Origin of the sequence: Variovorax paradoxus, from assembly GCF_022009635.1 — a bacterium.
Taxonomy (GTDB): Bacteria; Pseudomonadota; Gammaproteobacteria; order Burkholderiales; family Burkholderiaceae_C; genus Variovorax.
In genome coordinates this window covers 5,787,480-5,808,242 of sequence record NZ_CP091716.1, presented here as the reverse complement: position 1 = coordinate 5,808,242, position 20,763 = coordinate 5,787,480, and the positions used below count along the sequence as shown (strand labels likewise).

Here is a 20,763-nt window from a genome sequence, read left to right as displayed (position 1 = left end):
CCGGCAGGAGAGGGTTTCTTCAGCCTTTACCCTGCGAGGCCACCGCGGCGGCGGCCTTTTCGGCCGCGGCGGCATCGCCGAGGTAGTAACTGCGAAGGGGCTTGAGGTCGTCGTCGAGCTCGTAGACCAGCGGAATGCCGTTCGGAATGTTCAGCCCGACGATCGCGTCGTCGGAGATGCCGTCCAGGTACTTCACGAGAGCGCGGATCGAGTTGCCGTGGGCGGCCACCACCAGCCGGCGCCCGGCGCGGATGGCCGGCGCCATCGATTCGTTCCAGAACGGCAGCACGCGGGCGACCGTGTCCTTCAGGCACTCGGTAAGGGGAATCTGCTCGGGCGACAGCTTGGCGTAGCGCACGTCGGAGCGCTCGCTGCGCGGGTCGTTGGCTTCCAGCGGCGGCGGCGGGGTGCCGTAGCTGCGGCGCCAGACCAGCACCTGCTCGTCGCCGTATTTCTTGGCGGTTTCGGCCTTGTTCAGGCCCTGCAGGCCGCCGTAGTGGCGCTCGTTGAGGCGCCAGGAATGCACCACCGGCAGCCAGGTGCGGTCGAGCTCGTCGAGCGTGTGCCACAGGGTGCGTGTGGCGCGCTTGAGCACGCTCGTGTAGGCGACGTCGAAGTCGTAGCCTTCGGCCTTGAGCAGCCGGCCGGCCTGCTTGGCCTGCTCCACGCCGGTGTCGGTGAGGTCGACGTCCGTCCATCCGGTGAAGCGGTTTTCAAGATTCCAGGTCGATTCACCGTGACGGATCAATACCAGTTTGTGCATGAGGGAGGCCTTTGGCTGCGCTTGCGAAACCCCGCATTCTAAAATCCCCGGTTTGCCATTCAAGGAACCCCCGTGAAATTGATCGAATTCGTCACCGCGAACTGGATGCTGATCCTGATCGCGCTCAGCTCGGGTGCCATGCTGGCCTGGCCGCTGGTGCGGGGGGCGGGCGGCGGAACGCTCACCGCGCAGGGCGCCGTGCAGCTCATCAACCGCGAACGCGCCGTGCTGGTCGACGTGCGCGAGCCCGAGGAGTTTGCCGCCGGCCACATGATCGGCGCCAAGAACGTGCCCCTGAACCAGCTCGAGGAAAAGCTGACCGGCGCGGTCAAGAACAAGACCGTGCCCTTGCTGCTGGTGTGTGCCACCGGCGCCCGCGCCCAGCGCGCCGTGGCCGTGGCCAAGAAGCTCGGCTACGAGCAGGCCCAAGCGGTGGCCGGCGGGCTGAAAGCCTGGAAAGAGGCTAACCTGCCGGTTGAAAAGGCCTGAATTTCCCCGAGATGAATCGTATGCAAGCAGTCAAGATGTACACCACCGCCGTTTGCCCCTACTGCACGCGTGCGAAACAGATCCTCAAGTCCAAGGGTGTCGAGCAGATCGAAGAGATCCGCATCGACACCGACCCCCAGGCTCGCAACACCATGATGGAAATCACCCAGCGCCGCACGGTGCCGCAGATCTTCATCGGCGACACCCACGTGGGCGGGTGCGACGACCTCATGGCCCTCGACAGCCGCGGCGGCCTCGTGCCCCTGCTGCAGGGCGCCTGAAACAGAAAGCAACCGGCGTCGCAAAAGCGACCCGGTCGTCGGGCGATAATCGTTCGCCTATTCATCTGCAGCCCGCTGCGGGAACCTCTCCCCGGCGGGCATTGTTTTGATCCTCGAAAGTTCAGCCATGGCCGACCAGCAAGCCCAAGATCCCGTCTTCCAGATCCAGCGCGTCTACCTCAAGGACCTGTCGCTCGAACAACCCAATTCGCCCGCGATCCTGCTGGAGCAGGAACAGCCCACCGTCGACATCCAGCTCGGCGTGGACGCACAGCCCGTGGCCGAAGGCATCTTCGAGATCACCGTGTCGGCCACCGTGCAGACCAAGATCCAGGACAAGACCGTGTTCCTGGTCGAAGCCAAGCAAGCCGGCATCTTCGAGATCCGCCACCTGCCCGAAGAGCAGATGGGCGCCATCCTCGGCATCGCCTGCCCGCAAATCGTGTACCCGTACCTGCGCGGCAACGTGGCCGACGTGATCCAGCGCGGCGGCTTCCCGCCCGTGCACCTGGCTGAAATCAACTTCCAGGCCATGTACGAGCAGCAGCAGGCACAGGCCGCCGGCCAGGCCGCGCCCACCCTCGCACAGTAAGCCGGCACGACGCCGCCAACGCCGATGAAGATCTGCGTTCATGGCGCCGGTGCCTGGGGCACGGCGGTCGCCGTCAATGCGGCGGGCCGCCACGAGGTCACGCTCTGGGCCCGCGACGCGGCCCAGGCCGACGCCATTTCGAAGGCCCGCGAAAACACCCGTTACCTGCCAGGTCTGGCACTGCCGGCCTCGCTCGCCGTGCGCGCGGGCGACATCGGCCAGGCACGGGCCGGCGCCGACCTCGTCATCGTGGCCACGCCCATGGCCGCCCTGCGTGAACAGCTCGTTGCACTGCGCGGCACCACCGCGCCGGTGGCGTGGCTGTGCAAGGGCGTCGAGCCCGCGCTCGACGCGTCTCCCGCATCCTTCGGCCTGTTCGCCCACGAAATCCGGGCGCAGGTCGCACCCGACCTGGCCGCGGGCGTGCTCAGCGGCCCCAGCTTCGCGCAGGAAGTCGCCGAAGGGCGCCCCACCGCGCTGGTAGCCGCCAGCCCCCATGCCGCCGTGCGCGACGCGCTCGTCGAGGCTTTCCACGGACCGGCGCTGCGCGTCTATGCCAACGAGGACATCGTGGGCGTGGAAGTGGGCGGTGCCGTCAAGAACGTGCTGGCCATCGCCACCGGCCTGTGCGACGGCCTGGCGCTCGGCCTCAACGCCCGCGCCGCGCTCATCACGCGTGGCCTTGCCGAAATGACGCGCCTGGGCCTCGCGCTCGGCGCCCGCGCCGAGACCTTCATGGGCCTTTCCGGCCTGGGCGACCTCGTGCTGACTTCCACCGGCGACCTGTCGCGCAACCGCAAGGTCGGCCTGCTGCTGGCCCAGGGCCGCACGCTGGCCCAGGCGGTCGATTCGCTGGGCCACGTGGCCGAGGGCGTGTACTGCGCCCGCACCGTGGTGCAGCGCGCGCGCGGACTCGGCATCGAAATGCCGATCTCCGAGGGCGTGGTCGCGCTGCTCGATGGCCGCATGGGTCCGCAGGACGCCGTCGCCGCCCTGACCGGCCGCGACCCGGTGCCCGAGTCCGTCGCGCCCGCGCCGTCCCCCCGCCAATCCTCCTGAAAAAGACTGAAGAGACAGAAAGAGCCATGAGCCTTCGCTTTGATTTTTCAGCGTCGGCCGTGGCCGCGCTGGCCCGCGCCGATGCCGCACGCGCGCTGCAAGAAGACGTTGCCGATGGCGACCTGACGGCGTCGCTGGTCGATCCCGCCCGCCGTGCCCGCGCCCGCGTGCTGGCACGCGAAGCCGCCGTGGTGTGCGGCGCCCCCTGGGTCGAGGCCACGCTGCGGCAGCTCGACCCCGAAGTGCGCATCGAGTGGCGCTGCGCCGAAGGCGAGCGCTGCGCGGCCGACCAGGTCGTGCTCGAGATCGAAGGCGCGGCCCGCGCGCTGCTCACGGCCGAGCGCACTTCGCTCAACTTCCTGCAACTGCTGAGCGCGGTCGCCACCAAGACCGCCCTTTATGCCGATGCGGTGCGCGGCACGCGCGCGCGCATCGTCGACACGCGCAAGACCATTCCGGGCCTGCGCCTGGCGCAGAAGTACGCGGTGCGCACCGGCGGCGGCCTGAACCACCGCATCGGCCTGTACGACGCCGTGCTCATCAAGGAAAACCACATTGCCGCCGCCGGCGGCGTGGCCGCGGCCTTGCGTGCGGTCGCGCCGGTGGCGTCGCAGGCAGCCTTCGTCGAGGTCGAGGTCGAGACGCTGGCCCAGTTGCACGAGGCGCTGGAAGCCGGCGCGCGCATGGTGCTGCTCGACAACATGGACCTGCCCACGCTGCGCGAAGCCGTGCGCATCAACGACGCCGTGGGCGGCGACCGCAAGGCCGTGCTCGAAATCTCGGGCGGCGTGACGCTCGACGGCCTGCGCGCGCTGGCCGAAACCGGCGTCGACCGTATTTCCGTCGGCGCATTGACCAAGGACGTGAAAGCCGTCGACTATTCGATGCGCTTCCAGGACAACTGAGCCGCCTTGCCATGACGACCGCTTCCGTCATCGACGTCGACTACGAACAACCCGCCGGATCGCAGGCCGGCTCCGTCTGCGACACCCGCCAAGCCTGGGCCCGCGTGCCGCCCGAGCCTTCGCCCCATGAACGCATCGCGCTAAAGGAACGCATCCGCCGCCTGCTGCGCGAACATGACGGGGGAAGAGGGGCGGTGATGGTGTCGCACTTCTACGTGCACCCCGACCTGCAGGACCTGGCCGAGGAAACCGGCGGCATCGTGAGCGACTCGCTCGAAATGGCGCGCTTCGGCCGCGACCATGCCGCGCAAACGCTGGTGGTGTCGGGCGTGCGCTTCATGGGCGAGACCTCGAAGATCCTCTCGCCCGAAAAGCGCGTGCTGATGCCCGACCTGGACGCGAACTGCTCGCTCGACCTGGGCTGCCCGGTCGAGCAGTTCAGTGCCTTCTGCGACCAGCATCCCGACCGCACCGTGGTCGTCTACGCCAACACCAGCGCGGCCGTGAAGGCGCGCGCCGACTGGCTCGTCACCTCGAGCTGCGCCCTCGACGTGGTGAATGCGCTGCACGCGGCGGGGCAAAAAATTCTCTGGGGCCCCGACCGGCACCTGGGCGACTACATCCAGCGCCAGACCGGCGCCGACATGGTCAGCTGGAACGGCGCCTGCATCGTGCACGACGAGTTCAAGGCGCTGGAACTCGAATTGCTGATGAAGCAGCATCCGAAAGCCAAGGTGCTGGTGCACCCCGAGTCGCCGTCCGACGTGATCGCGTTGGCGGACGCGGTGGGTTCGACCTCCGCCATCCTGAATGCGGCGCAGCGCATGGACGCGAGCGAATTCATTGTCGCCACCGACAGCGGCATGCTGCACAAGCTGCGTACGCTGAATCCGGGCAAGACTTTCATCGAGGCACCTACCGCGGGCAACGGCGGCACCTGCAAGAGCTGCGCGCATTGCCCCTGGATGGCTATGAACGGGTTGGTGGAGCTGGCGAATGCGCTGGAAACCGGCGCGGGCGAGATCCATGTGGATCCGGCGCTGGGGTTGCGGGCGCGGGTGCCGATCGATCGGATGCTGGCGTTCACGGCCGGGCTGAAGAACGGCCAGGCGCCTGGCAGTCTGGTAGCCGGCATCGGCGCCGCCTGACCCGCATTGCTCCTTCCCCCTCTGGGGGAAGGCTGGGTTGGGGCCAGGCAGAGCGTGCCCAGTGGTGGCGCCGCTTGCCCCACCCCAGCCCTCCCCCGGGAGGGGAGGGAGAAAAACCTAGAAGTCCACGGTGCAGCTGTCGCCCAACGCCTCGCGCCAGACCCTCACCCGCGCCAGCGACGCCCGCAAATCCGGCAACGCATCCGCAATGAACACGCAAAGGTTCTCCAGCGTCGGCGGATGCAGCCCCGGCACGTCATCCAGCAGGTGATGGTCGAGCTGCTCGCGCACATCCTCCAGCCGGCGACGCAGCAACCCCAGGTCGATCACCATTCCCGTCACCGGATCGCGCTCCCCGGCAAGCCACACCTCCGCGTGGTACGTGTGGCCGTGGATACGGCGGCTGCCTTCCACTTCGATCTCCCGCTTCAGCGTGTGGGCGGCGTCGAAGAAAAAGCGTTGGCTGATGGTGAAGCGCATCGTCGAAAAAGAAACTCTGGGGGAAAAGAGGCTGTCCGCTTCAGCGGATGCCGGTGATCTTGTGCGTCTGCACGCTGAGCCGCCACGCTGGCTGACGCATGCACTCCGCAATGCACAGCTCGGTGTTGGCGATGCGGTCGGGCCCGTCCATGGGCTGCAGGAAACGGTGCGTGAATTCGCCCGTGCGCGCCATCGTGTCGAGGTCGAACTCGGTCTGCGGCCACACCAGCTTCAGCTCTTGGCCGCGCTGCTGCACCCACGGCGCGCCGGCCTTGGGGCTGATGCACAGCCAGTCGATGCCCTCGGGCGCCTCGACCGTGCCGTTGCTCTCCACGGCGATGCGAAAGCGCCGCGCATGCAGCGCGTCGACCAGCGCCGCGTCGACCTGCAGCAGCGGTTCGCCGCCGGTGAGCACCACCAGCCGATGGTCGGCATCGCCGGCCGGCCATTGCGCGGCGATGGTGTCGGCCAGCAGGTCGGCGGTCTTGAACTTGCCGCCCAGCGTGCCGTCGGTGCCGACGAAGTCGGTGTCGCAGAACCGGCAGACGGCGGTGTCGCGGTCGCTCTCGCGGCCGCTCCAGAGGTTGCAGCCTGCAAAGCGGCAGAACACGGCCGGCATGCCGGCCTGGCCGCCCTCGCCCTGCAGGGTGTAGAAGATTTCCTTGACGCTGTAGCTCATGGCGTTGCGAAAGCCTCGATCTCCAGGTTGTCGATCAGCCGCGTGCTGCCCAGGCGCGCCGCGGCCAGCGCCACGAGCGGCTCCCCGGCGGACGGCGCCTGCAGGTCGGTGCGCCGCCGCAGCACAAGATAGTCCGGTTGCCAGCCCCGCTGCGCCAGCGACTGCATTGCCCGCGCTTCTATCGCGGCCAAATCGCGCTCGCCCTCGCGCACCGCCTCGGCCATGGCCCGCAGCGCCCTCGACAGCTGCACGGCCTCGGCGCGCTCGTCCTTGCTCAGGTAGCCGTTGCGCGACGAGAGGGCCAGCCCGTCGTCGGCGCGAAAGGTCTCGCCGCCCACGATCTCGATGGGCAGCGCGAACTGCCGCACCATGTGGCGGATCATCATCAGCTGCTGGTAGTCCTTCTTGCCGAACACCGCCACGCGCGGCTGCACGCACTGGAAGAGCTTCATCACCACCGTGCACACGCCGATGAAGAAGCCGGGGCGAAAGTGCCCTTCGAGGATGTCGGCCAGCGCCGGGTCGGGGTGCACCTTGCAGGTCTGGGGCTCGGGGTAGAGCACCTTCTCGGTAGGGGCGAAGAGCACGTCGCAGCCGGCGGCGCGCAGCTTCTCGCAGTCGCTGTCCCAGGTGCGCGGGTAGGTGTCGAAGTCTTCGTGCGGCAGGAACTGCAGCCGGTTCACGAAGATGCTCGCGACCGTGACGTCGCCCAGCGGCCTGGCCTGCTTCACCAGCGCGATGTGGCCGTCGTGCAGATTGCCCATGGTGGGCACGAAGGCGGGGCGTTGGCTGGCGGACAGGCGCCCGCGCAGTTCTTCGATGGTGTGTGCGATGTACATGAGAGCGGTTCCTTGGTCTTTACCAGGCGTGGAGTCGGTCGTCGGGAAAGCTGCCGTCCTTGACGGCCTGCACGTAGGCCTTCAGCGCGGGCAGCACGCCCGGCGCGTCGGCCATGAAGTTGCGCACGAACCTCGGCATCTTCCCGAGGTTGATGCCCAGCATGTCGTGCAACACCAGCACCTGTCCGGCGGTGGCCCGGCCGGCACCGATGCCGATGGTGGCGCAGCGCGTCAGCTCGGCCGTGAGTTCGGCGGCCAGCGCGGCCGGCACCATCTCGAGCACCAGCATCGCGGCGCCCGCGTCCTGCAGCGCATGGGCCTGCTGCTTCAGCAGCGCGCCGGCGGCGTCGCCCTTGCCCTGCACGCGGTAGCCGCCCAGCGCATGTACCGTCTGCGGCGTCAGGCCCAGGTGGGCGCAGACGGGAATGCCGCGCTCGACCAGGAAGCGCACCGTGTCGGCGGTCCAGCCGCCGCCTTCGAGCTTGACCATGTGCGCGCCGGCCTGCATGAGCACGGTGGCGCTGCGCAGCGCCTGTTCGCGCGATTCCTGGTAGCTGCCGAAGGGCAGGTCGGCAATCAGCCAGGCCGTGCCCTGCACGCGGCGCAGGCCGCGCGAGACGCTGTCGGTGTGATAGCGCATGGCTTCCAGGCTCACGCCCACCGTGCTGTTCAGGCCCTGGCAGACCATGCCGAGCGAATCGCCGACCAGCAGGCAGTCGATGCCGGCCGCGTCGGCCATGGCCGCGAAGGTGGCGTCGTAGGCCGTGAGCATGGCGATCTTTTCGCCGCGTGCGTGCATGTCGGCCAGGCGCGGCAGGCTCACGGGCTTGCGCGACGCGGGCGGGGAGGCCGGCGGCAGCGTGCCGTAGGGCGAGGCCGGTGGCGTTTCGGTCGGCGGTGTGGTGTTCGACATGGTTGGGTTTCTCCCTGCGGGCGTCGGTGGCCGGGCATCCTTGAGTGAAGAAAACGAAGCGGGTGGGGCCTATCGGTCGGCCGGCGGCACCAGCACCGTGGGTGCGGCGTGCTCGGCGAGCGAAGGGTAGTCGCGGCTGAAATGCAGGCCACGGCTCTCGTGGCGGGCCTGCGCGGAGCGCACGATCAGCTCGGCCACCTGAACCAGGTTGCGCAGCTCGAGCAGATCGCGCGTGACGTGGAAGTTCGCGTAGAACTCGTGGATCTCGGCCTGCAGCAGCGCGATGCGGTGGCTCGCGCGCTCCAGGCGCTTGTTGGTGCGCACGATGCCGACGTAGTCCCACATGAAGCGGCGCAACTCGTCCCAGTTGTGCGAGATGACCACGGCCTCGTCGGCGTCGGTGACGCGGCTGTCGTCCCAGGCGGGCAGCTCGGCGCGTTCGCGCACCGGTGCCGCGGCGATGGCGCCGGCGGCGGCGCGCGCGAACACCATGCACTCGACCAGCGAGTTGCTGGCCAGCCGGTTGGCGCCATGCAGGCCCGTGCAGGCAGTTTCGCCGATGGCGTAGAGGCCCGGCACATCGGTGCGCCCGCTCAGGTCGCCGAGCACGCCGCCGCAGGTGTAGTGCGCGGCCGGCACCACGGGGATGGGCTCGCGCGTGATGTCGATGCCCAGCTCCAGGCAGCGCGCCAGGATGTTGGGAAAGTGCTCTTTCAGGAACGCGGCCGGCTGGTGCGAGATGTCGAGGTACACGCAGTCCAGGCCGTGCTTCTTCATCTCGAAATCGATGGCGCGGGCCACCACGTCGCGCGGGGCGAGCTCGGCGCGCTCGTCGTGCCTGGGCATGAAGCGCGTGCCGTCGGGCAGCTTGAGCAGCCCGCCTTCGCCGCGCACCGCCTCACTGATCAGGAAGGACTTGGCATGCGGGTGGTACAGGCAGGTCGGGTGGAACTGGATGAACTCCATGTTCGACACCCGGCAGCCCGCGCGCCAGGCGGCGGCGATGCCGTCGCCGGTGGCCGTGTCGGGGTTGGTGGTGTAGAGGTAGACCTTGCCCGCGCCGCCCGTCGCCAGGATGGTGTGCGGCGCGCGGAAGGCCAGCACCTCGTCGGTCTGGTCGTCGAGCGCGTAAAGGCCCAGGCAGGCCGGGTCGTCGAGCCCGAGCTTGCGGCCGGTGATCAGGTCGACCAGCGTGTGGTGCTCGAACAGCGTGATGTTCGGCGTGCGGCGCACCCGCTCGATCAGCACCTGCTGCACCGCCGCGCCGGTGGCGTCGGTCACGTGCACGATGCGGCGCTGGCTGTGGCCGCCTTCGCGCGTCAGGTGCAGGCCGCCGTCTTCTTCAGAGAAGGGCACGCCCAGCTCGCGCAGCCAGCCGATGGCCTCGGGCGCATGCTCGACCACGAAGCGCGTGGCCTCGGCATCGCACAGGCCGGCACCGGCCACCAGCGTGTCTTCGACGTGCGCGTCGAAGCTGTCGCCCGCCGCCAGCACCGCCGCGATGCCGCCCTGCGCCCAGGCGCTGGAGCCGTCGTTCAGCGCGCGCTTGGTGAGCACGGCCACGCGGTGCGTGGGCGCCAGGTGCAGCGCGGCCGAGAGGCCGGCCAGGCCGCTGCCGACGATGAGGACGTCGAAGTCGCGCACGGCGGAAGTCACTGGGTCGGGGAGCCGGTTGGGTCAGCTTGGCGAATAGGCCAATCTGACGTAGATGGGAGCAAAAGCCTCGGCCTGCGTGATGTCGATCAGCGTTTCCTTCGCGAGCTCGAGCATCGCGATGAAGGTGACGATCAGCACCGGCGTGCCGCGCGACACATCGAACAGCTTCTCGAATTCCACGAAGCGCTGCCCCTGCAGGTGGCGCAGCACGATGCTCATGTGCTCGCGCACGTTGAGCTCCTCGCGCGAGATCTTGTGGTGCTGCACGAGCTTGGCGCGCTTCATGATGTCGGCCCAGGCGTCGCGCAGCTCGGCCACGTCGACGTCGGGGAAGCGCGGCTTCAGCGACTGCTCGATGTAGACCTGCCCCTTCCAGAAGTCGCGGCCGTAGGTCGGCATGGCGCTGATGGCGGCGGCCTGCAGCTTGGTCTGCTCGTATTCGAGCAGGCGGCGCACGAGCTCGGCGCGCGGGTCTTCGGCTTCCTCGCCGTCGGCCACCTTCTTGGGCGGCAGCAGCATGCGCGACTTGATCTCGATCAGCATCGCGGCCATGAGCAGGTACTCGGCCGCGAGTTCGAGGTTGGTCTGGCGGATCTCGTCGACGTAGCTCAGGTACTGCCGCGTGAGCCCCGCCATCGGGATGTCGAGGATGTTGAAGTTCTGCTTGCGGATCAGGTAGAGCAGCAAGTCCAGCGGGCCTTCGAAGGCCTCGAGGAACACCTGCAACGCCTCGGGCGGGATGTACAGGTCCTTCGGCATCGCGAACAGCGGCTCGCCATAGAGCCTCGCGAGCGCGACCTGGTCGATCACGTCGGGCATGCCGACCACGAGCGTGCCGTTGTCCTCGTCTCCGTTCATTGGTCGATCGCTATCATTTCAATAGCTGTCGGCGCAATGCGGACGGGCGTTGGATGCCAATTCGGCGTCACTGATGAATTACTTGGGCTGGGTCTGGTAGACGTAGGGCTGCTGCGCCACGCGGGCTTCGCTGTATTCCTCGAGCAGGCTGCGGTCGAGGTGCTTGTCCCACAGCAGGGCGCGGCCGGCGCGCTGTTCGGCTTCCAGCGTTGGCTTCTTTTCCTTCATCTGCTCGATGAAGTTCGTGATCTCGGAAGAGTAGTGGGGGCGGCGGAAGATGGACATAGACTGGACCTTTATGGCGTGAATTTTACCGGGGACGGCATGAAGCATCGGCGAGGATGGCGGATCGGCATGGCAACCGCGTTGCTGGCGGTCGTGGCGGGGCTCGCGGCCTGCGACTCCAAGAACATCAGCGAGCTCGAGGAAGGCGTCTCCACCGAGGCCGATGTGCGCGCCCGTTTCGGCGAGCCAGAGAACATCTGGGACGGCCCGAACCGCGGCCGCATCTTCGAATACAACCGCCAGCCGCAGGGCCAGAAGAACTACATGATCACCATCGGCACGGACGGCAAGATGAGCGCGCTGCGCCAGGTGCTGACGCCCGAGAACTTCGCCCGGGTGCAGCCCGGCATGATGATGGAAGACCTGCGCAAGATGCTCGGCAAGCCCGCCAAGGTCACGCCCTACGCACTCAGGCGCGAGACCGAATGGGAATGGCGCTGGGTGCAGCCGCCGAGCTCGCCGATGGTCTTCACCGCCACCCTGAACGACGACCAGCGCGTGGTGCGCAGCGGCTCGTCGCCCGACCGGGGTACCGAAGCGCCCTGATTCCGCTTCGGCGCTTTCAGGCGCCGGGGGCGTCGGCGGGGCGGCCCGCCACCAGCTCCTCCGCAAAGCCGGAGCGCTCGATCGCCTCGCGCGGCTGGGGCTGCAGCGACTCGATGCGCAGCAGCCCGCCGCGCGCCAGCACCGCGCGGTGCAGTCGCCGCAGCGCGGCGATGCCCGTGGCGTCGAGGTAGATCAGGTGCATCGCGTCGAGCACCACCGTCATGCCGCGCGGCGCGCGTTCGGCGGCGTTCACCGCCTCGTCCAGCTTGGCCGCGGCGCCGAAGAACAGCGCGCCGTAGATGCGGTAGGTGAGCACCGGCGGCTGCAGCATCACCAGCTCCACGCTGAACAGCCCGCTCATGCGCCGCATGAACAACACGCACGCCAGCACGATACCCGCCTGCATCGCCACCGTCAGGTCGAACACCACGGTGAGGAAGAAGGTGCCGAGCATCAACAGCCGGTAGTGCCGGTCAAGTTGCCGCAGCCGCGTGGGCGCGAACTCGCGCCACTCGCCCATCTTCAGTGCCACGAACACCAGGATGCCCGCCAGCACCGCCAGCGGCACATGGCGCGCGAGCGGCGCGGCCAGCAGCACCACCAGCAGCAAGGTCAGCGCATGCACCATGCCCGCGACAGGCGAGGTGCCGCCAGAGCGGATGTTGGTCACGGTGCGCGCGATGGCGCCCGTGGCCGGCATGCCGCCGAAGAAAGGCGTGACCACGTTCGCGACGCCCTGCGCCATCAGCTCCTGGTCGGGATCGTGCGGAGACTGCCCGCTGATCTGGTCGGACACCCGGGCGCACAGCAGCGACTCGATGGCGCCAAGCAGCGCGATGGTCAGCGTGGGCATGACCAGTTGCTTCACCGTTTCCCATGAGAAGTCGGGCAGCGCGAAAGCCGGCGCGCCTTCGGGAATGCCGCCGAAGCGCGTGTCGATGGTCTCCACGGGCAGTTCGAGGCCCCAGGACAGCAGCGTGAGCGTGACCAGCGCGACGACCGGGCCGGGCACGCGCGCGCTCATCTGCACGCCCCGCGAGCGCGCCACGCGGCCGCCGGCGCGCAGCACCGCGGCGCCGATCTTCGACTCGGCGCGCAGCAACCGAGGCCACAGCAGCAGGCCGGCCACGCAGGCCACGCCCAGCGCAAAGGCATGCGGGTTGAAGCTGCCGAGCTGCAGCGCCATCGCGTGCAGTTGCAAAAAGGGGTCGGCCGGCATCTTCGCCACCGCCAGGCCGAGCAGCTCCTTGAGCTGCGACAGCAGGATCAGCACCGCGATGCCGTTGGTGAAGCCCACCACGATCGACATCGGCACCAAGCGCAGCAGCCGCCCCAGTCCGAAGAGCCCCGCCATGAACAGCAGCACGCCGGCGCAGGCGGTGCAGATCAACAGGTTGGCCACGCCGTAGCGCTCGACGATGCCGTAGACGATCACCACGAACGCGGCCGCCGGACCGCTGATCTGCACGGCCGAGCCGCCCAGCAGCGAGATCAGGAAGCCCGCGGTGACCGCCGTCCAGATGCCGGCCTCTGGCCTGATCCCCGACGCGACGGCAAAAGCCATGGCCAGCGGCAGCGCCACGATGCCGACCATCGCGCCGGCGCCCAGGTCCCGGAAGAAGCGCGCGCGGTCGTAGTCCGCGAGCGCGTCCATCAGGCGTGGACGAAAGCGGGCGAGATTCAAGGGGAAATGCATGGGGCCTCCGATTGTGGCCTGCACGCCTGGCGCGCCCTGGGGCAACCCCCGGTGTGTACTTTTGGGCAGCTTATCGGTGCCGATTCATCGAGATACATTTCTGACGTTCGTTGACATTTAGACACCAACATTACTGAAGGCGTCCGATGCACATCCTGCTTGTCGCAAGCGCGTTCAACAGCCTGACGCAACGGGTTCTTGCCGAACTCCAGGACCACGGCCACACCGTGGGCGTGGAACTGGCCCTCGGCGACGACGATGCCCTGCGCGCCGCCGTGCGACGCCACGCACCCGGGCTGATCGTGGCGCCGATGCTCACCACCGCGATTCCCGAGGACGTCTGGCGCGCCCACACCTGCCTGATCGTGCACCCCGGCCCGCCGGGCGACCGCGGCCCTTCGTCGCTCGACTGGACCCTGCAAGGCGGCGCCGAAAGCTGGGGCGTCACCGTGCTCGAAGCGGTGGCCGAAATGGACGCGGGCGATGTCTGGGCCTGGTCGCCCTTCAAGGTGCCGGCGCTCGCGGGCAAGAGCGACCTGTACCGGGGCGAAGTGGCCGATGCCGCCGTCGACGCGGTGATGCTCGCGGTGGAGCGCTTCGCCTCGGGCAGGTACAAGCCGCAGCCCCAGCGGGCCGCCGACCTGGCTGCCGGCTGGCGCCCGTTCATGAAGCAGGCGCAGCGGCGCATCGACTGGCGAGCGGATTCGACCGCGTCGGTGCTGCGCCAGTTGCGCGCCGCCGATTCCCAACCCGGCGTGCTCGACGAACTGCTGGGCGCGCAGTGGTACCTGCACGGCGGCCATCCAGAAGACGAGCTGCGCGGTGCCGCCGGAGAACTGATCGCCACCCGCGCCGGCGCCATCTGCCGCGCCACTGTCGACGGGGCGGTGTGGATCCCCCAACTGCGGCCCTGGCGCGCGCCCGGCTCGGAGCTGCCGAGCTACAAGCTGCCGGCGGTCGAAGCGCTGGGCGAGCTGCTGCCCTTCGAGGTGCCCGAAGTGCCGGCGCCGCTCCAGCTGCCGGCCGGCCGCCGCACCTGGACCGACATCCGCTACAGCGAACACGGCGGGGCCGGCGAGGTTGGCGTGCTGAACTTCTCTTTCCCCGGCGGCGCAATGAGCACCGTGCAATGCCGCCGCCTGCTGGAGGCCTATCGCTTCGCCTGCACGCGCCCGACTTCGGTGCTGGTGCTGGGCGGCGTGCGCGATTTCTTCTCGAACGGCATCCACCTCAACGTGATCGAGGCGGCCGAGAGTCCGGCCGAGGAGTCGTGGGCCAACATCAACGCGATGAACGACCTCGTCCACGCGGTGCTCGCCACCACAGACCGGCTGACCGTGTCGGCACTGGGCGGCAACGCTGCGGCCGGCGGCGTGATGCTCGCGCTGGCGGCGGACGAGGTGTGGTGCCGCGACGGCGTGGTGCTCAACCCGCACTACGTTCTGATGGGCCTCCACGGCTCCGAGTACTGGACCTACACCCTGCCACGCCGCGTGGGCGAGGCCGAGGCGCAGCGGCTCACACAGTCGGCGCTGCCGGTGAGCGCGAAGCGCGCCGTCGCGCTCGGCATGGCGGAGCGCGTGCTGCAGGCGGCACCCGAGGAGCTGGGAGCTGAAGTGACCCGGCTGGCGACGGAACTCGCCGCTTCGCCCGAGCTGCCCGCGCGCATCGCGAAGAAGAAGGCGGCGCGCGAACGGGACGAAGCAATCAAGCCGCTGCGGCAGTACCGCGACGAGGAACTGGCGCACATGCGCCGCAATTTCTTCGACCCGGCCGAGCCGCACGCCGCGCTGCGCTCGGCCTTCGTGCGCAAGCAGAAGGCGCTGCACACGCCGCCGCACGTGGCCCGGCTGGGCCTGGCGGACTGAACTCTGCTTACTTGCTGTCGGGAATCACCGCGTCGGCCGTGGCGCCCACGGCCTTGCCGGCGATGCGTGCGGTGCCGATGGCCGCATCGGCCGCCAGCCCCACGGCGCCGACTCCAACGCTGACGGCGGTGTCCGCCACTGCTACCACCGCGCAGCCGCTCAACAGGGCAGAAAGCGACAGCAGCAGAAGTGCGCGGTGCAGCAGCGTGACCATGATGTCGTCGTGCCGGCCAGCGATCAGCGCACGCGCATGCCCGGCGTCGCGCCCGGCCACGGTTCCAGCACGTGGATGCCGGGGTGGGCCTTCTCGTCGCCGTGGCTCGCGGCCAGCACCATGCCTTCGCTCACGCCGAACTTCATCTTGCGCGGCGCGAGGTTGGCGACCAGCACCGTGAGCTTGCCCACGAGCTGCTCCGGCTGGTAGGCCGAGGCAATGCCGCTGAACACGTTCCGGGTCTTGCCCTCGCCGGCGTCGAGCGTCAGGCGCAGCAGCTTGGTCGAGCCTTCGACCTTCTCGCAGGCCACGATCTTCGCGATGCGCAGGTCGATCTTCGCGAAGTCGTCGATGGTGATGGTGGGCGCGATGGCTTCGCCGCCGGGCAGCTCCTGGGCTTGCGTCGCGACGGCTGGTGCCGCCGCGGCTTCAGGCGCGTCGAACAGCTTGTCGACCTGCTTGGGGTCGGCGCGCTGCATCAGGTGCTTGTAGTCGCCGATGGCGTGGCCCGCGGGCAGCGACTGCGTCGCATCGGCCCAGACCAGGGGCGAGGTCTTCAGGAATGCCTCGACGTTCAGGGCCAGCGCCGGCAGCACCGGCTTCAGGTACAGCGTGAGCAGGCGGAAGGCCTCGATGCACACGGTGCACACGTCGTGCAGGCGCGCCTCGGCGCCTTCCTTCTTGGCCAGTTCCCAGGGCTTGTTCTGGTCGACGTACTCGTTCACCTTGTCGGCCAGCGCCATCACCTCGCGCAGCGCGCGGGCGTAGTCGCGGCCGTCGTACAGCGAGTGGATCTGCTGCGCCGCGTCGCGCAGCGTGAACAGCAGCGCGTCGCCGTCGGCCGACACCTCGCCCAGCTTGCCGCCGAAGCGCTTGCCGATGAAGCCCGCCGCGCGGCTCGCGATGTTGATGTACTTGCCCACGAGGTCGCTGTTGACGCGCGCCACGAAGTCCTCGGGGTTGAAGTCGATGTCTTCGTTGCGGCCGTTGAGCTTGGCGGCGATGTAGTAGCGCAGCCATTCGGGGTCGAGCCCGATCGACAGGTACTTGAGCGGGTCGATGCCGGTGCCGCGGCTCTTGCTCATCTTCTCGCCGCTCACCGTCAGGTGGCCGTGCACGTACACGGCGTTGGGCGCCTTGCGGCCGCTGAAATGCAGCATCGCGGGCCAGAACAGCGTGTGGAAGGTGATGATGTCCTTGCCGATGAAGTGCACCTGCTCCAGCTCGGGGTCGGCCATGTACTCGGTGTACGAGATGCCGTCGCCGCCCAGCTCGATGCAGCGCTTGTCCAGCAGGTTCTTCAGCGAGGCCAGGTAGCCCACGGGCGCGTCGAGCCACACGTAGAAGTACTTGCCCGGCGCATCGGGGATCTCGATGCCGAAGTAGGGCGCGTCGCGGCTGATGTCCCAGTCGCCGAGGCCGCCCTTGCCTTCGTCGTCCTTGTAGAGCCATTCGCGGATCTTGTTCTGCACCTCGGGCTGCACGTGGCCGGGGGCCGCGGTCCACTCCTTCAGGTAGGCCTCGCAGCGCGGGTCCGACAGCTTGAAGAAGAAGTGCTCGGAGCTGCGCAGCTCGGGCTTGGCGCCCGACAGGGCCGAGTAGGGGTTGATCAGCTCGGTGGGCGCGTACACGGCGCCGCACACCTCGCAGTTGTCGCCGTACTGGTCCTTCGAATGGCAGTTGGGGCACTCGCCCTTGATGAAGCGGTCGGCCAGGAACATGCCCTTTTGCGGGTCGTAGAACTGCTCGACGCTCTTGGTGGCGATGAGGCCGTTGGCCCGCAGGTCGCGGTAGATGTCCTGCGCGAGCTGGTGGTTCTCGGGCGCGTCGGTCGAGTGCCAGTTGTCGAAGGCGATGTGATAGCCGTCGAGGTAGGGCTTGCGGCCGGCCGCGATCTCGGCCACGAAGGCCTGCGGCGTCACGCCGGCCTTGTCGGCCGCGATGGTGATGGCCGCGCCGTGGGCGTCGTCGGCGCACACGAAGTTGACGTCGGCGCCGTTCATTCGCTGGTTCCGCACCCAGATGTCGGCCTGGATGTATTCCATCATGTGGCCGATATGGAACTTGCCGTTGGCGTACGGCAGGGCGGTGGTAACGAAGAGCTTGCGCGGGGCGGACATCGGGAAGGGCGCTTTCGGAGTGGCAGACGGGGAACCGGGCATTTTAGGTGGCCGCGTCCCGGGATGCGTTTCACCGCCATATCGACCCCATGCCGCAGGCATCGACGCGCGGGCGCGGCGCTGGTTCGGCATCTACAAGAAGAGCCGCGTCTGCGCGGTTCTGATGCTGGGGTATTTCGCTTTCGCCAAGTTCGTCCTCATCTCGGAAGGGCATGTCGGCGCTTCCAGCCTGTTCATGTCGCTGGTCTTTTTCTACTTCTATGTCCAGGGCGTCATCGGCACCTTCGCGTACCACAAACACCTCAGGCAAGCAGTGCCTTGAGCACTGTGGCACCTGGCGCTGTCGCACACGCGACGTATGCTCCAGCCCCCGATACAGAAAGTGAGACACCGCCGATGACCTCCCCTCGCATTCCCGCAACCCTGATTCCCGGCGACGGCATCGGCCCCGAAATCGTCGACGCCACGCTGGCCGCGTTCGATGCGCTGGGCGCGCCCTTCGAGTGGGACCGCCAGATCGCCGGCCTGGGCGGCGTGGTGGCCGCGGGCGATCCGCTGCCTCTGGCCACGCTGGACAGCATCCGCCGCACCCGCCTCGCGCTGAAGGGGCCCCTGGAAACGCCGTCGGGCGGCGGCTACCGCTCGTCGAACGTGCGGCTGCGCGAAGAATTCCAGCTGTACGCCAACCTGCGTCCCGCGCTCACCATCATTCCGGGCGGCCGCTTCGACAAGATCGACCTGGTGGTCGTGCGCGAGAACCTCGAGGGCCTGTACATCGGCCACGAGCACTACGTGCCCATCGACGGAGACCCGCATGCCGTGGCCATGGCCACCGGCATCAACACCCGCCAGGGCAGCCGCCGCCTGCTGGAGTACGCCTTCGAGACGGCCGTGGCCACGGGCCGCAAGAAGGTCACGATCGTGCACAAGGCCAACATCATGAAGGCGCTCACGGGCATCTTCCTGGAGACCGGCCTGGACCTGTACGAGAAGAAGTACAAGGGCAAGTTCGAGCTCGACACGGTCATCATCGACGCCTGCGCCATGAAGCTGGTGCTGAACCCCTGGCAGTTCGACATGCTGGTCACGACCAACCTGTTCGGCGACATCCTGTCCGACCTGGTGGCCGGCCTCGTCGGCGGCCTGGGCATGGCGCCCGGCGCCAACATCGGTGCCGACGCCGCGATCTTCGAAGCGGTGCACGGCTCCGCGCCCGACATCGCCGGAAAGGGCATCGCCAACCCGACCGCGCTGCTGCTGGCCGCCGCGCTCATGCTCGACCACGTCAGGCTGCCGGAGCTGGCCACGCGCCTGCGCACCGCCATCGACCAGACGCTGAACATCGACAAGGTGCGCACCGGCGACCTGGGCGGCACGGCGGGCACCGAGGCCTTCACCAAGGCGCTGGTCAGCCGCATCAACGGCGGTTGAGTTCTTTCGCGCATGGGGCTCGCGACGCGGTCGCGCCCCGTGCGGTGCTTCGTGTTTTCACTTTCGAGAATTTCTGCCTGGTCATGTCCACTCCGTTGCCCGTCCTGTCCCTCCTCGAAACCCGTGTGCTCGGCGTGCTGGCCGAGAAGCAGCGCACCGTGCCCGACAGCTACCCGCTCACGCTCAACTCGCTGGTGTCGGGCTGCAACCAGAAGACGAGCCGCAACCCGGTGCTCGAACTCACCGAGTCGCAGGTGCAGGCCGCCATCGACAGCCTGAAGGGCTACAGCCTCGTCGCCGAGACCAGCGGCGGGCGCGCCTACCGTTACGAGCACAACATCGACCGCGTGCTGCGCATTCCGTCGCAGTCGGTGATCCTGCTGACCGTGCTGATGCTGCGCGGCCCGCAGACGGCGGGCGAGCTGCGCATCGCTTGCGACCGCATGCACAACTTTGCCGACATCTCATCGGTCGAGGGTTTCCTCAACGAACTGGCGGAACGCCCGGCCGGCGCGCTGGTCGTCAAGCTGGCGCGACTGCCCGGCGCGCGCGAAAGCCGCTGGGCGCACCTTCTGAGCGGCGCGCCGGCGGAAGAAGTCGCGGGACCGGGGAGCGCGTCGTCCGACGCGGCCTATGCGCCGCACGACGTGTCGCTGGGCGAGGTCGCCGCGCTCAAGGCCAACGTGGCGCGGCTCGAAACCGAGGTGGCCTCGCTCAAGGCGCTGCTCGGGCGCGTGTGCTCCGAGCTGGGCATTTCCGAAACGAACTGATTCCGGCACTTCACACGGGCTTCACGCAGCCCGCGCATCCGCTGCCTAACTTCGTGCCCATTGCCAACTCTTCAATGGAGCACGGGATATGGACAACGGACAGATCGCCACTTGGCGCGATCACATGCCTTTCGACGACATCAGCCGCCGCCTGCTCGGCTGGCTCGCGGCACTGGCGGGCATCGCAAGCTTCTACGCGTTCTTCTGGTGGGCCGCCTCGGCCACCGGTTTCCTGCTGTTCGACGGCTGGTGGAACACCTGGCGTGGCCTGGGCACCGCGCTCGCGTTCCGCGATGCGGATTCGGCGTTCTACCTGCTGAGCTGGGTGCTCTCGGTCTTCGGTGGCCTGTTCGGCTGGGTGGCGTTGATCGGTTTCGCCGTGGCGCACCGGCGCGGCTGGGAGGCGGTGCCGGGGTGGATCTGGGCCGGCTGCCTGGTTGGCGCCGTCGCGGGGCTGGCCTTCGAGCCCGGCCGGCTGCTTGCGCTGGCGCCCATCGTGTGCGCGGTGTTGATGCTGCTGCGCTCGATGCTGCCGGCTCAGCCCGGCGTAGGCACGCGCCGCAGGTAAAGCCGCACCAGCGTACCCGCCAAGCCGTTCAGCAGGAACGCGAACAGCGCCTTGCCGGGGCTGAAGAAGCTCAGCACGATCGTCAGCACGCAGGACGCCAGCAGCACCAGCAGCGAAATGCGCCGGTCCACCCAGTGCGCGTCCTTTACCGGGTCCGGCAGGAGCGACATCAGCAGGAAGGCCGTGGCGGCCATGATGCCGATGTTCACCGCGTAGATGGCCGTTGCCACCGTGTGCGAAGTGAAGCGGCCCATGAGCACGGTGGAGAACGGCAGCAGCGTCACGAACAGCAGATAGAACAGGCTCCACTTCGCGTAGCCCGCGCCCACCGATTCGCCGCGCGAGCGGGCCTTGATCAGCGACAGCCAGCTCGCGCCCAGCACGTAGAAGCTCAGCAGGTACGGAACGAACTTGGGGCTCAGCGCCAGCAGGGCCTGGTAGAACGACGCCTCGCTCGCTCCCACGGCGGTTTCGTCGGGGATCCGCAGGTCGAGCACGAGGATGGTCATGGCCACGGCGAAGATGCCGTCGGTCAGCGCGTCGAGGCGGTTCTTGGGGTACATCGTGGGTTGCCTGCTAGGAGCGTGCGCGGCAGAAGGCGTG

At 68.4% G+C, this 20,763-nt stretch carries 24 protein-coding genes; 12 read left to right on the top strand and 12 right to left on the bottom strand.

The window, feature by feature from the left end:
* Positions 1–19: 19 nt before the first annotated feature.
* Positions 20–763 (bottom strand): 2,3-diphosphoglycerate-dependent phosphoglycerate mutase, encoded by a 744-nt coding sequence (gpmA, locus tag L3V85_RS26980; RefSeq protein ID WP_237675730.1) that lies wholly within the window; start codon positions 761–763, stop codon positions 20–22.
* Positions 764–868: 105 nt separating this feature from the next.
* Between gpmA and L3V85_RS26975 the strand changes: the two genes are divergently transcribed.
* From L3V85_RS26975 to nadA, 6 genes are all read left to right on the top strand, one after another.
* Positions 869–1,252, top strand: coding sequence for a rhodanese-like domain-containing protein (locus L3V85_RS26975; protein ID WP_414080248.1), 384 nt, complete (start codon positions 869–871; stop codon positions 1,250–1,252).
* Between the two features lie 20 nt (positions 1,253–1,272).
* Positions 1,273–1,533, top strand: a complete 261-nt coding sequence (gene grxC / locus L3V85_RS26970; protein ID WP_106937051.1) for a glutaredoxin 3 — start codon at positions 1,273–1,275, stop codon at positions 1,531–1,533.
* A gap of 127 nt (positions 1,534–1,660) precedes the next feature.
* On the top strand, positions 1,661–2,125 hold the full coding sequence (gene secB, locus L3V85_RS26965; RefSeq protein WP_093133231.1) for a protein-export chaperone SecB: 465 nt from the start codon (positions 1,661–1,663) through the stop codon (positions 2,123–2,125).
* A gap of 24 nt (positions 2,126–2,149) precedes the next feature.
* A complete protein-coding gene (locus L3V85_RS26960; protein ID WP_237675729.1) occupies positions 2,150–3,184 on the top strand; it encodes an NAD(P)H-dependent glycerol-3-phosphate dehydrogenase in 1,035 nt (344 codons plus the stop codon).
* 26 nt (positions 3,185–3,210) lie between these two features.
* Entirely contained in the window at positions 3,211–4,089 is an 879-nt protein-coding gene (gene nadC, locus L3V85_RS26955) for a carboxylating nicotinate-nucleotide diphosphorylase (protein ID WP_237675728.1), read from the top strand.
* A gap of 11 nt (positions 4,090–4,100) precedes the next feature.
* Complete coding sequence (gene nadA, locus L3V85_RS26950) at positions 4,101–5,237, top strand: quinolinate synthase NadA (protein ID WP_237675727.1); 1,137 nt, start codon at positions 4,101–4,103, stop codon at positions 5,235–5,237.
* Positions 5,238–5,354: 117 nt separating this feature from the next.
* Here nadA and L3V85_RS26945 read toward each other — a convergent pair whose 3' ends face one another.
* The 7 genes from L3V85_RS26945 to L3V85_RS26915 form a co-directional block, all read right to left on the bottom strand.
* Positions 5,355–5,717 (bottom strand): 6-pyruvoyl trahydropterin synthase family protein, encoded by a 363-nt coding sequence (locus L3V85_RS26945; RefSeq protein WP_237675726.1) that lies wholly within the window; start codon positions 5,715–5,717, stop codon positions 5,355–5,357.
* A 40-nt stretch (positions 5,718–5,757) separates the two neighbouring features.
* On the bottom strand, positions 5,758–6,396 hold the full coding sequence (queE, locus tag L3V85_RS26940; RefSeq protein ID WP_237675725.1) for a 7-carboxy-7-deazaguanine synthase: 639 nt from the start codon (positions 6,394–6,396) through the stop codon (positions 5,758–5,760).
* Entirely contained in the window at positions 6,393–7,235 is an 843-nt protein-coding gene (gene panC, locus L3V85_RS26935; protein WP_237675724.1) for a pantoate--beta-alanine ligase, read from the bottom strand. Before panC ends, queE begins: the two co-directional genes overlap by 4 nt.
* Before the next feature lie 19 nt (positions 7,236–7,254).
* Positions 7,255–8,148, bottom strand: a complete 894-nt coding sequence (gene panB / locus L3V85_RS26930; protein ID WP_237675723.1) for a 3-methyl-2-oxobutanoate hydroxymethyltransferase — start codon at positions 8,146–8,148, stop codon at positions 7,255–7,257.
* 69 nt (positions 8,149–8,217) lie between these two features.
* A complete protein-coding gene (gene nadB / locus L3V85_RS26925) occupies positions 8,218–9,792 on the bottom strand; it encodes an L-aspartate oxidase (RefSeq protein WP_237680656.1) in 1,575 nt (524 codons plus the stop codon).
* Between the two features lie 33 nt (positions 9,793–9,825).
* Complete coding sequence (locus tag L3V85_RS26920) at positions 9,826–10,662, bottom strand: segregation and condensation protein A (protein ID WP_237675722.1); 837 nt, start codon at positions 10,660–10,662, stop codon at positions 9,826–9,828.
* Between the two features lie 78 nt (positions 10,663–10,740).
* Positions 10,741–10,947 (bottom strand): DUF3460 family protein, encoded by a 207-nt coding sequence (locus L3V85_RS26915; RefSeq protein WP_237675721.1) that lies wholly within the window; start codon positions 10,945–10,947, stop codon positions 10,741–10,743.
* A gap of 69 nt (positions 10,948–11,016) precedes the next feature.
* Between L3V85_RS26915 and L3V85_RS26910 the strand changes: the two genes are divergently transcribed.
* Complete coding sequence (locus L3V85_RS26910) at positions 11,017–11,493, top strand: outer membrane protein assembly factor BamE (RefSeq protein WP_237675720.1); 477 nt, start codon at positions 11,017–11,019, stop codon at positions 11,491–11,493.
* Between the two features lie 16 nt (positions 11,494–11,509).
* Here the strand turns inward: L3V85_RS26910 and L3V85_RS26905 are convergent, their stop codons facing one another.
* On the bottom strand, positions 11,510–13,189 hold the full coding sequence (locus tag L3V85_RS26905; RefSeq protein WP_237675719.1) for a SulP family inorganic anion transporter: 1,680 nt from the start codon (positions 13,187–13,189) through the stop codon (positions 11,510–11,512).
* A 146-nt stretch (positions 13,190–13,335) separates the two neighbouring features.
* Here L3V85_RS26905 and L3V85_RS26900 point away from each other — a divergent pair, with 146 nt between their 5' ends.
* A complete protein-coding gene (locus L3V85_RS26900) occupies positions 13,336–15,057 on the top strand; it encodes an enoyl-CoA hydratase-related protein (RefSeq protein ID WP_237675718.1) in 1,722 nt (573 codons plus the stop codon).
* 7 nt (positions 15,058–15,064) lie between these two features.
* On the opposite strand, the gene L3V85_RS26895 is transcribed toward L3V85_RS26900, so the two are convergent.
* Entirely contained in the window at positions 15,065–15,331 is a 267-nt protein-coding gene (locus L3V85_RS26895) for a hypothetical protein (RefSeq protein WP_237675717.1), read from the bottom strand.
* Positions 15,295–17,391: a methionine--tRNA ligase gene (gene metG, locus L3V85_RS26890; protein ID WP_237675716.1), complete on the bottom strand. Its 2,097-nt coding sequence runs from the start codon at positions 17,389–17,391 to the stop codon at positions 15,295–15,297. Before metG ends, L3V85_RS26895 begins: the two co-directional genes overlap by 37 nt.
* 19 nt (positions 17,392–17,410) lie before the next feature.
* Between metG and L3V85_RS26885 the strand changes: the two genes are divergently transcribed.
* The 4 genes from L3V85_RS26885 (at position 17,411) to L3V85_RS26870 (ending at position 20,160) form a co-directional block, all read left to right on the top strand.
* A complete protein-coding gene (locus L3V85_RS26885) occupies positions 17,411–17,713 on the top strand; it encodes a hypothetical protein (protein ID WP_237675715.1) in 303 nt (100 codons plus the stop codon).
* A 74-nt stretch (positions 17,714–17,787) separates the two neighbouring features.
* Positions 17,788–18,822 (top strand): isocitrate/isopropylmalate dehydrogenase family protein, encoded by a 1,035-nt coding sequence (locus L3V85_RS26880; RefSeq protein WP_237675714.1) that lies wholly within the window; start codon positions 17,788–17,790, stop codon positions 18,820–18,822.
* A gap of 83 nt (positions 18,823–18,905) precedes the next feature.
* Positions 18,906–19,592 (top strand): YceH family protein, encoded by a 687-nt coding sequence (locus L3V85_RS26875; protein ID WP_237675713.1) that lies wholly within the window; start codon positions 18,906–18,908, stop codon positions 19,590–19,592.
* Positions 19,593–19,680: 88 nt separating this feature from the next.
* Positions 19,681–20,160: a hypothetical protein gene (locus tag L3V85_RS26870; RefSeq protein WP_237675712.1), complete on the top strand. Its 480-nt coding sequence runs from the start codon at positions 19,681–19,683 to the stop codon at positions 20,158–20,160.
* Here the strand turns inward: L3V85_RS26870 and L3V85_RS26865 are convergent.
* A complete protein-coding gene (locus tag L3V85_RS26865; protein ID WP_237675711.1) occupies positions 20,130–20,723 on the bottom strand; it encodes a TMEM175 family protein in 594 nt (197 codons plus the stop codon). The two genes, L3V85_RS26870 and L3V85_RS26865, sit on opposite strands and share 31 nt — an antisense overlap.
* Between the last annotated feature and the right edge of the window lie 40 nt (positions 20,724–20,763).

What these genes read in the sequence shown, in the direction of transcription:
- L3V85_RS26880 (WP_237675714.1), top strand. Translation starts at nt 17,788, where the DNA reads ATGACCTCCCCTCGCATTCCCGCAACCCTGATTCCCGGCGACGGCATC.
- grxC (WP_106937051.1), top strand. Translation starts at nt 1,273, where the DNA reads ATGCAAGCAGTCAAGATGTACACCACCGCCGTTTGCCCCTACTGCACG.
- L3V85_RS26910 (WP_237675720.1), top strand. Translation starts at nt 11,017, where the DNA reads ATGGCAACCGCGTTGCTGGCGGTCGTGGCGGGGCTCGCGGCCTGCGAC.
- L3V85_RS26870 (WP_237675712.1), top strand. Translation starts at nt 19,681, where the DNA reads ATGGACAACGGACAGATCGCCACTTGGCGCGATCACATGCCTTTCGAC.
- L3V85_RS26960 (WP_237675729.1), top strand. Translation starts at nt 2,150, where the DNA reads ATGAAGATCTGCGTTCATGGCGCCGGTGCCTGGGGCACGGCGGTCGCC.
- nadC (WP_237675728.1), top strand. Translation starts at nt 3,211, where the DNA reads ATGAGCCTTCGCTTTGATTTTTCAGCGTCGGCCGTGGCCGCGCTGGCC.
- L3V85_RS26945 (WP_237675726.1), bottom strand. Translation starts at nt 5,717, where the DNA reads ATGCGCTTCACCATCAGCCAACGCTTTTTCTTCGACGCCGCCCACACG.
- panB (WP_237675723.1), bottom strand. Translation starts at nt 8,148, where the DNA reads ATGTCGAACACCACACCGCCGACCGAAACGCCACCGGCCTCGCCCTAC.
- queE (WP_237675725.1), bottom strand. Translation starts at nt 6,396, where the DNA reads ATGAGCTACAGCGTCAAGGAAATCTTCTACACCCTGCAGGGCGAGGGC.
- nadA (WP_237675727.1), top strand. Translation starts at nt 4,101, where the DNA reads ATGACGACCGCTTCCGTCATCGACGTCGACTACGAACAACCCGCCGGA.
- metG (WP_237675716.1), bottom strand. Translation starts at nt 17,391, where the DNA reads ATGTCCGCCCCGCGCAAGCTCTTCGTTACCACCGCCCTGCCGTACGCC.
- panC (WP_237675724.1), bottom strand. Translation starts at nt 7,235, where the DNA reads ATGTACATCGCACACACCATCGAAGAACTGCGCGGGCGCCTGTCCGCC.
- L3V85_RS26920 (WP_237675722.1), bottom strand. Translation starts at nt 10,662, where the DNA reads ATGAACGGAGACGAGGACAACGGCACGCTCGTGGTCGGCATGCCCGAC.
- L3V85_RS26875 (WP_237675713.1), top strand. Translation starts at nt 18,906, where the DNA reads ATGTCCACTCCGTTGCCCGTCCTGTCCCTCCTCGAAACCCGTGTGCTC.
- secB (WP_093133231.1), top strand. Translation starts at nt 1,661, where the DNA reads ATGGCCGACCAGCAAGCCCAAGATCCCGTCTTCCAGATCCAGCGCGTC.
- gpmA (WP_237675730.1), bottom strand. Translation starts at nt 763, where the DNA reads ATGCACAAACTGGTATTGATCCGTCACGGTGAATCGACCTGGAATCTT.
- L3V85_RS26915 (WP_237675721.1), bottom strand. Translation starts at nt 10,947, where the DNA reads ATGTCCATCTTCCGCCGCCCCCACTACTCTTCCGAGATCACGAACTTC.
- L3V85_RS26865 (WP_237675711.1), bottom strand. Translation starts at nt 20,723, where the DNA reads ATGTACCCCAAGAACCGCCTCGACGCGCTGACCGACGGCATCTTCGCC.
- L3V85_RS26905 (WP_237675719.1), bottom strand. Translation starts at nt 13,189, where the DNA reads ATGCATTTCCCCTTGAATCTCGCCCGCTTTCGTCCACGCCTGATGGAC.
- L3V85_RS26900 (WP_237675718.1), top strand. Translation starts at nt 13,336, where the DNA reads ATGCACATCCTGCTTGTCGCAAGCGCGTTCAACAGCCTGACGCAACGG.
- L3V85_RS26975 (WP_414080248.1), top strand. Translation starts at nt 869, where the DNA reads ATGCTGATCCTGATCGCGCTCAGCTCGGGTGCCATGCTGGCCTGGCCG.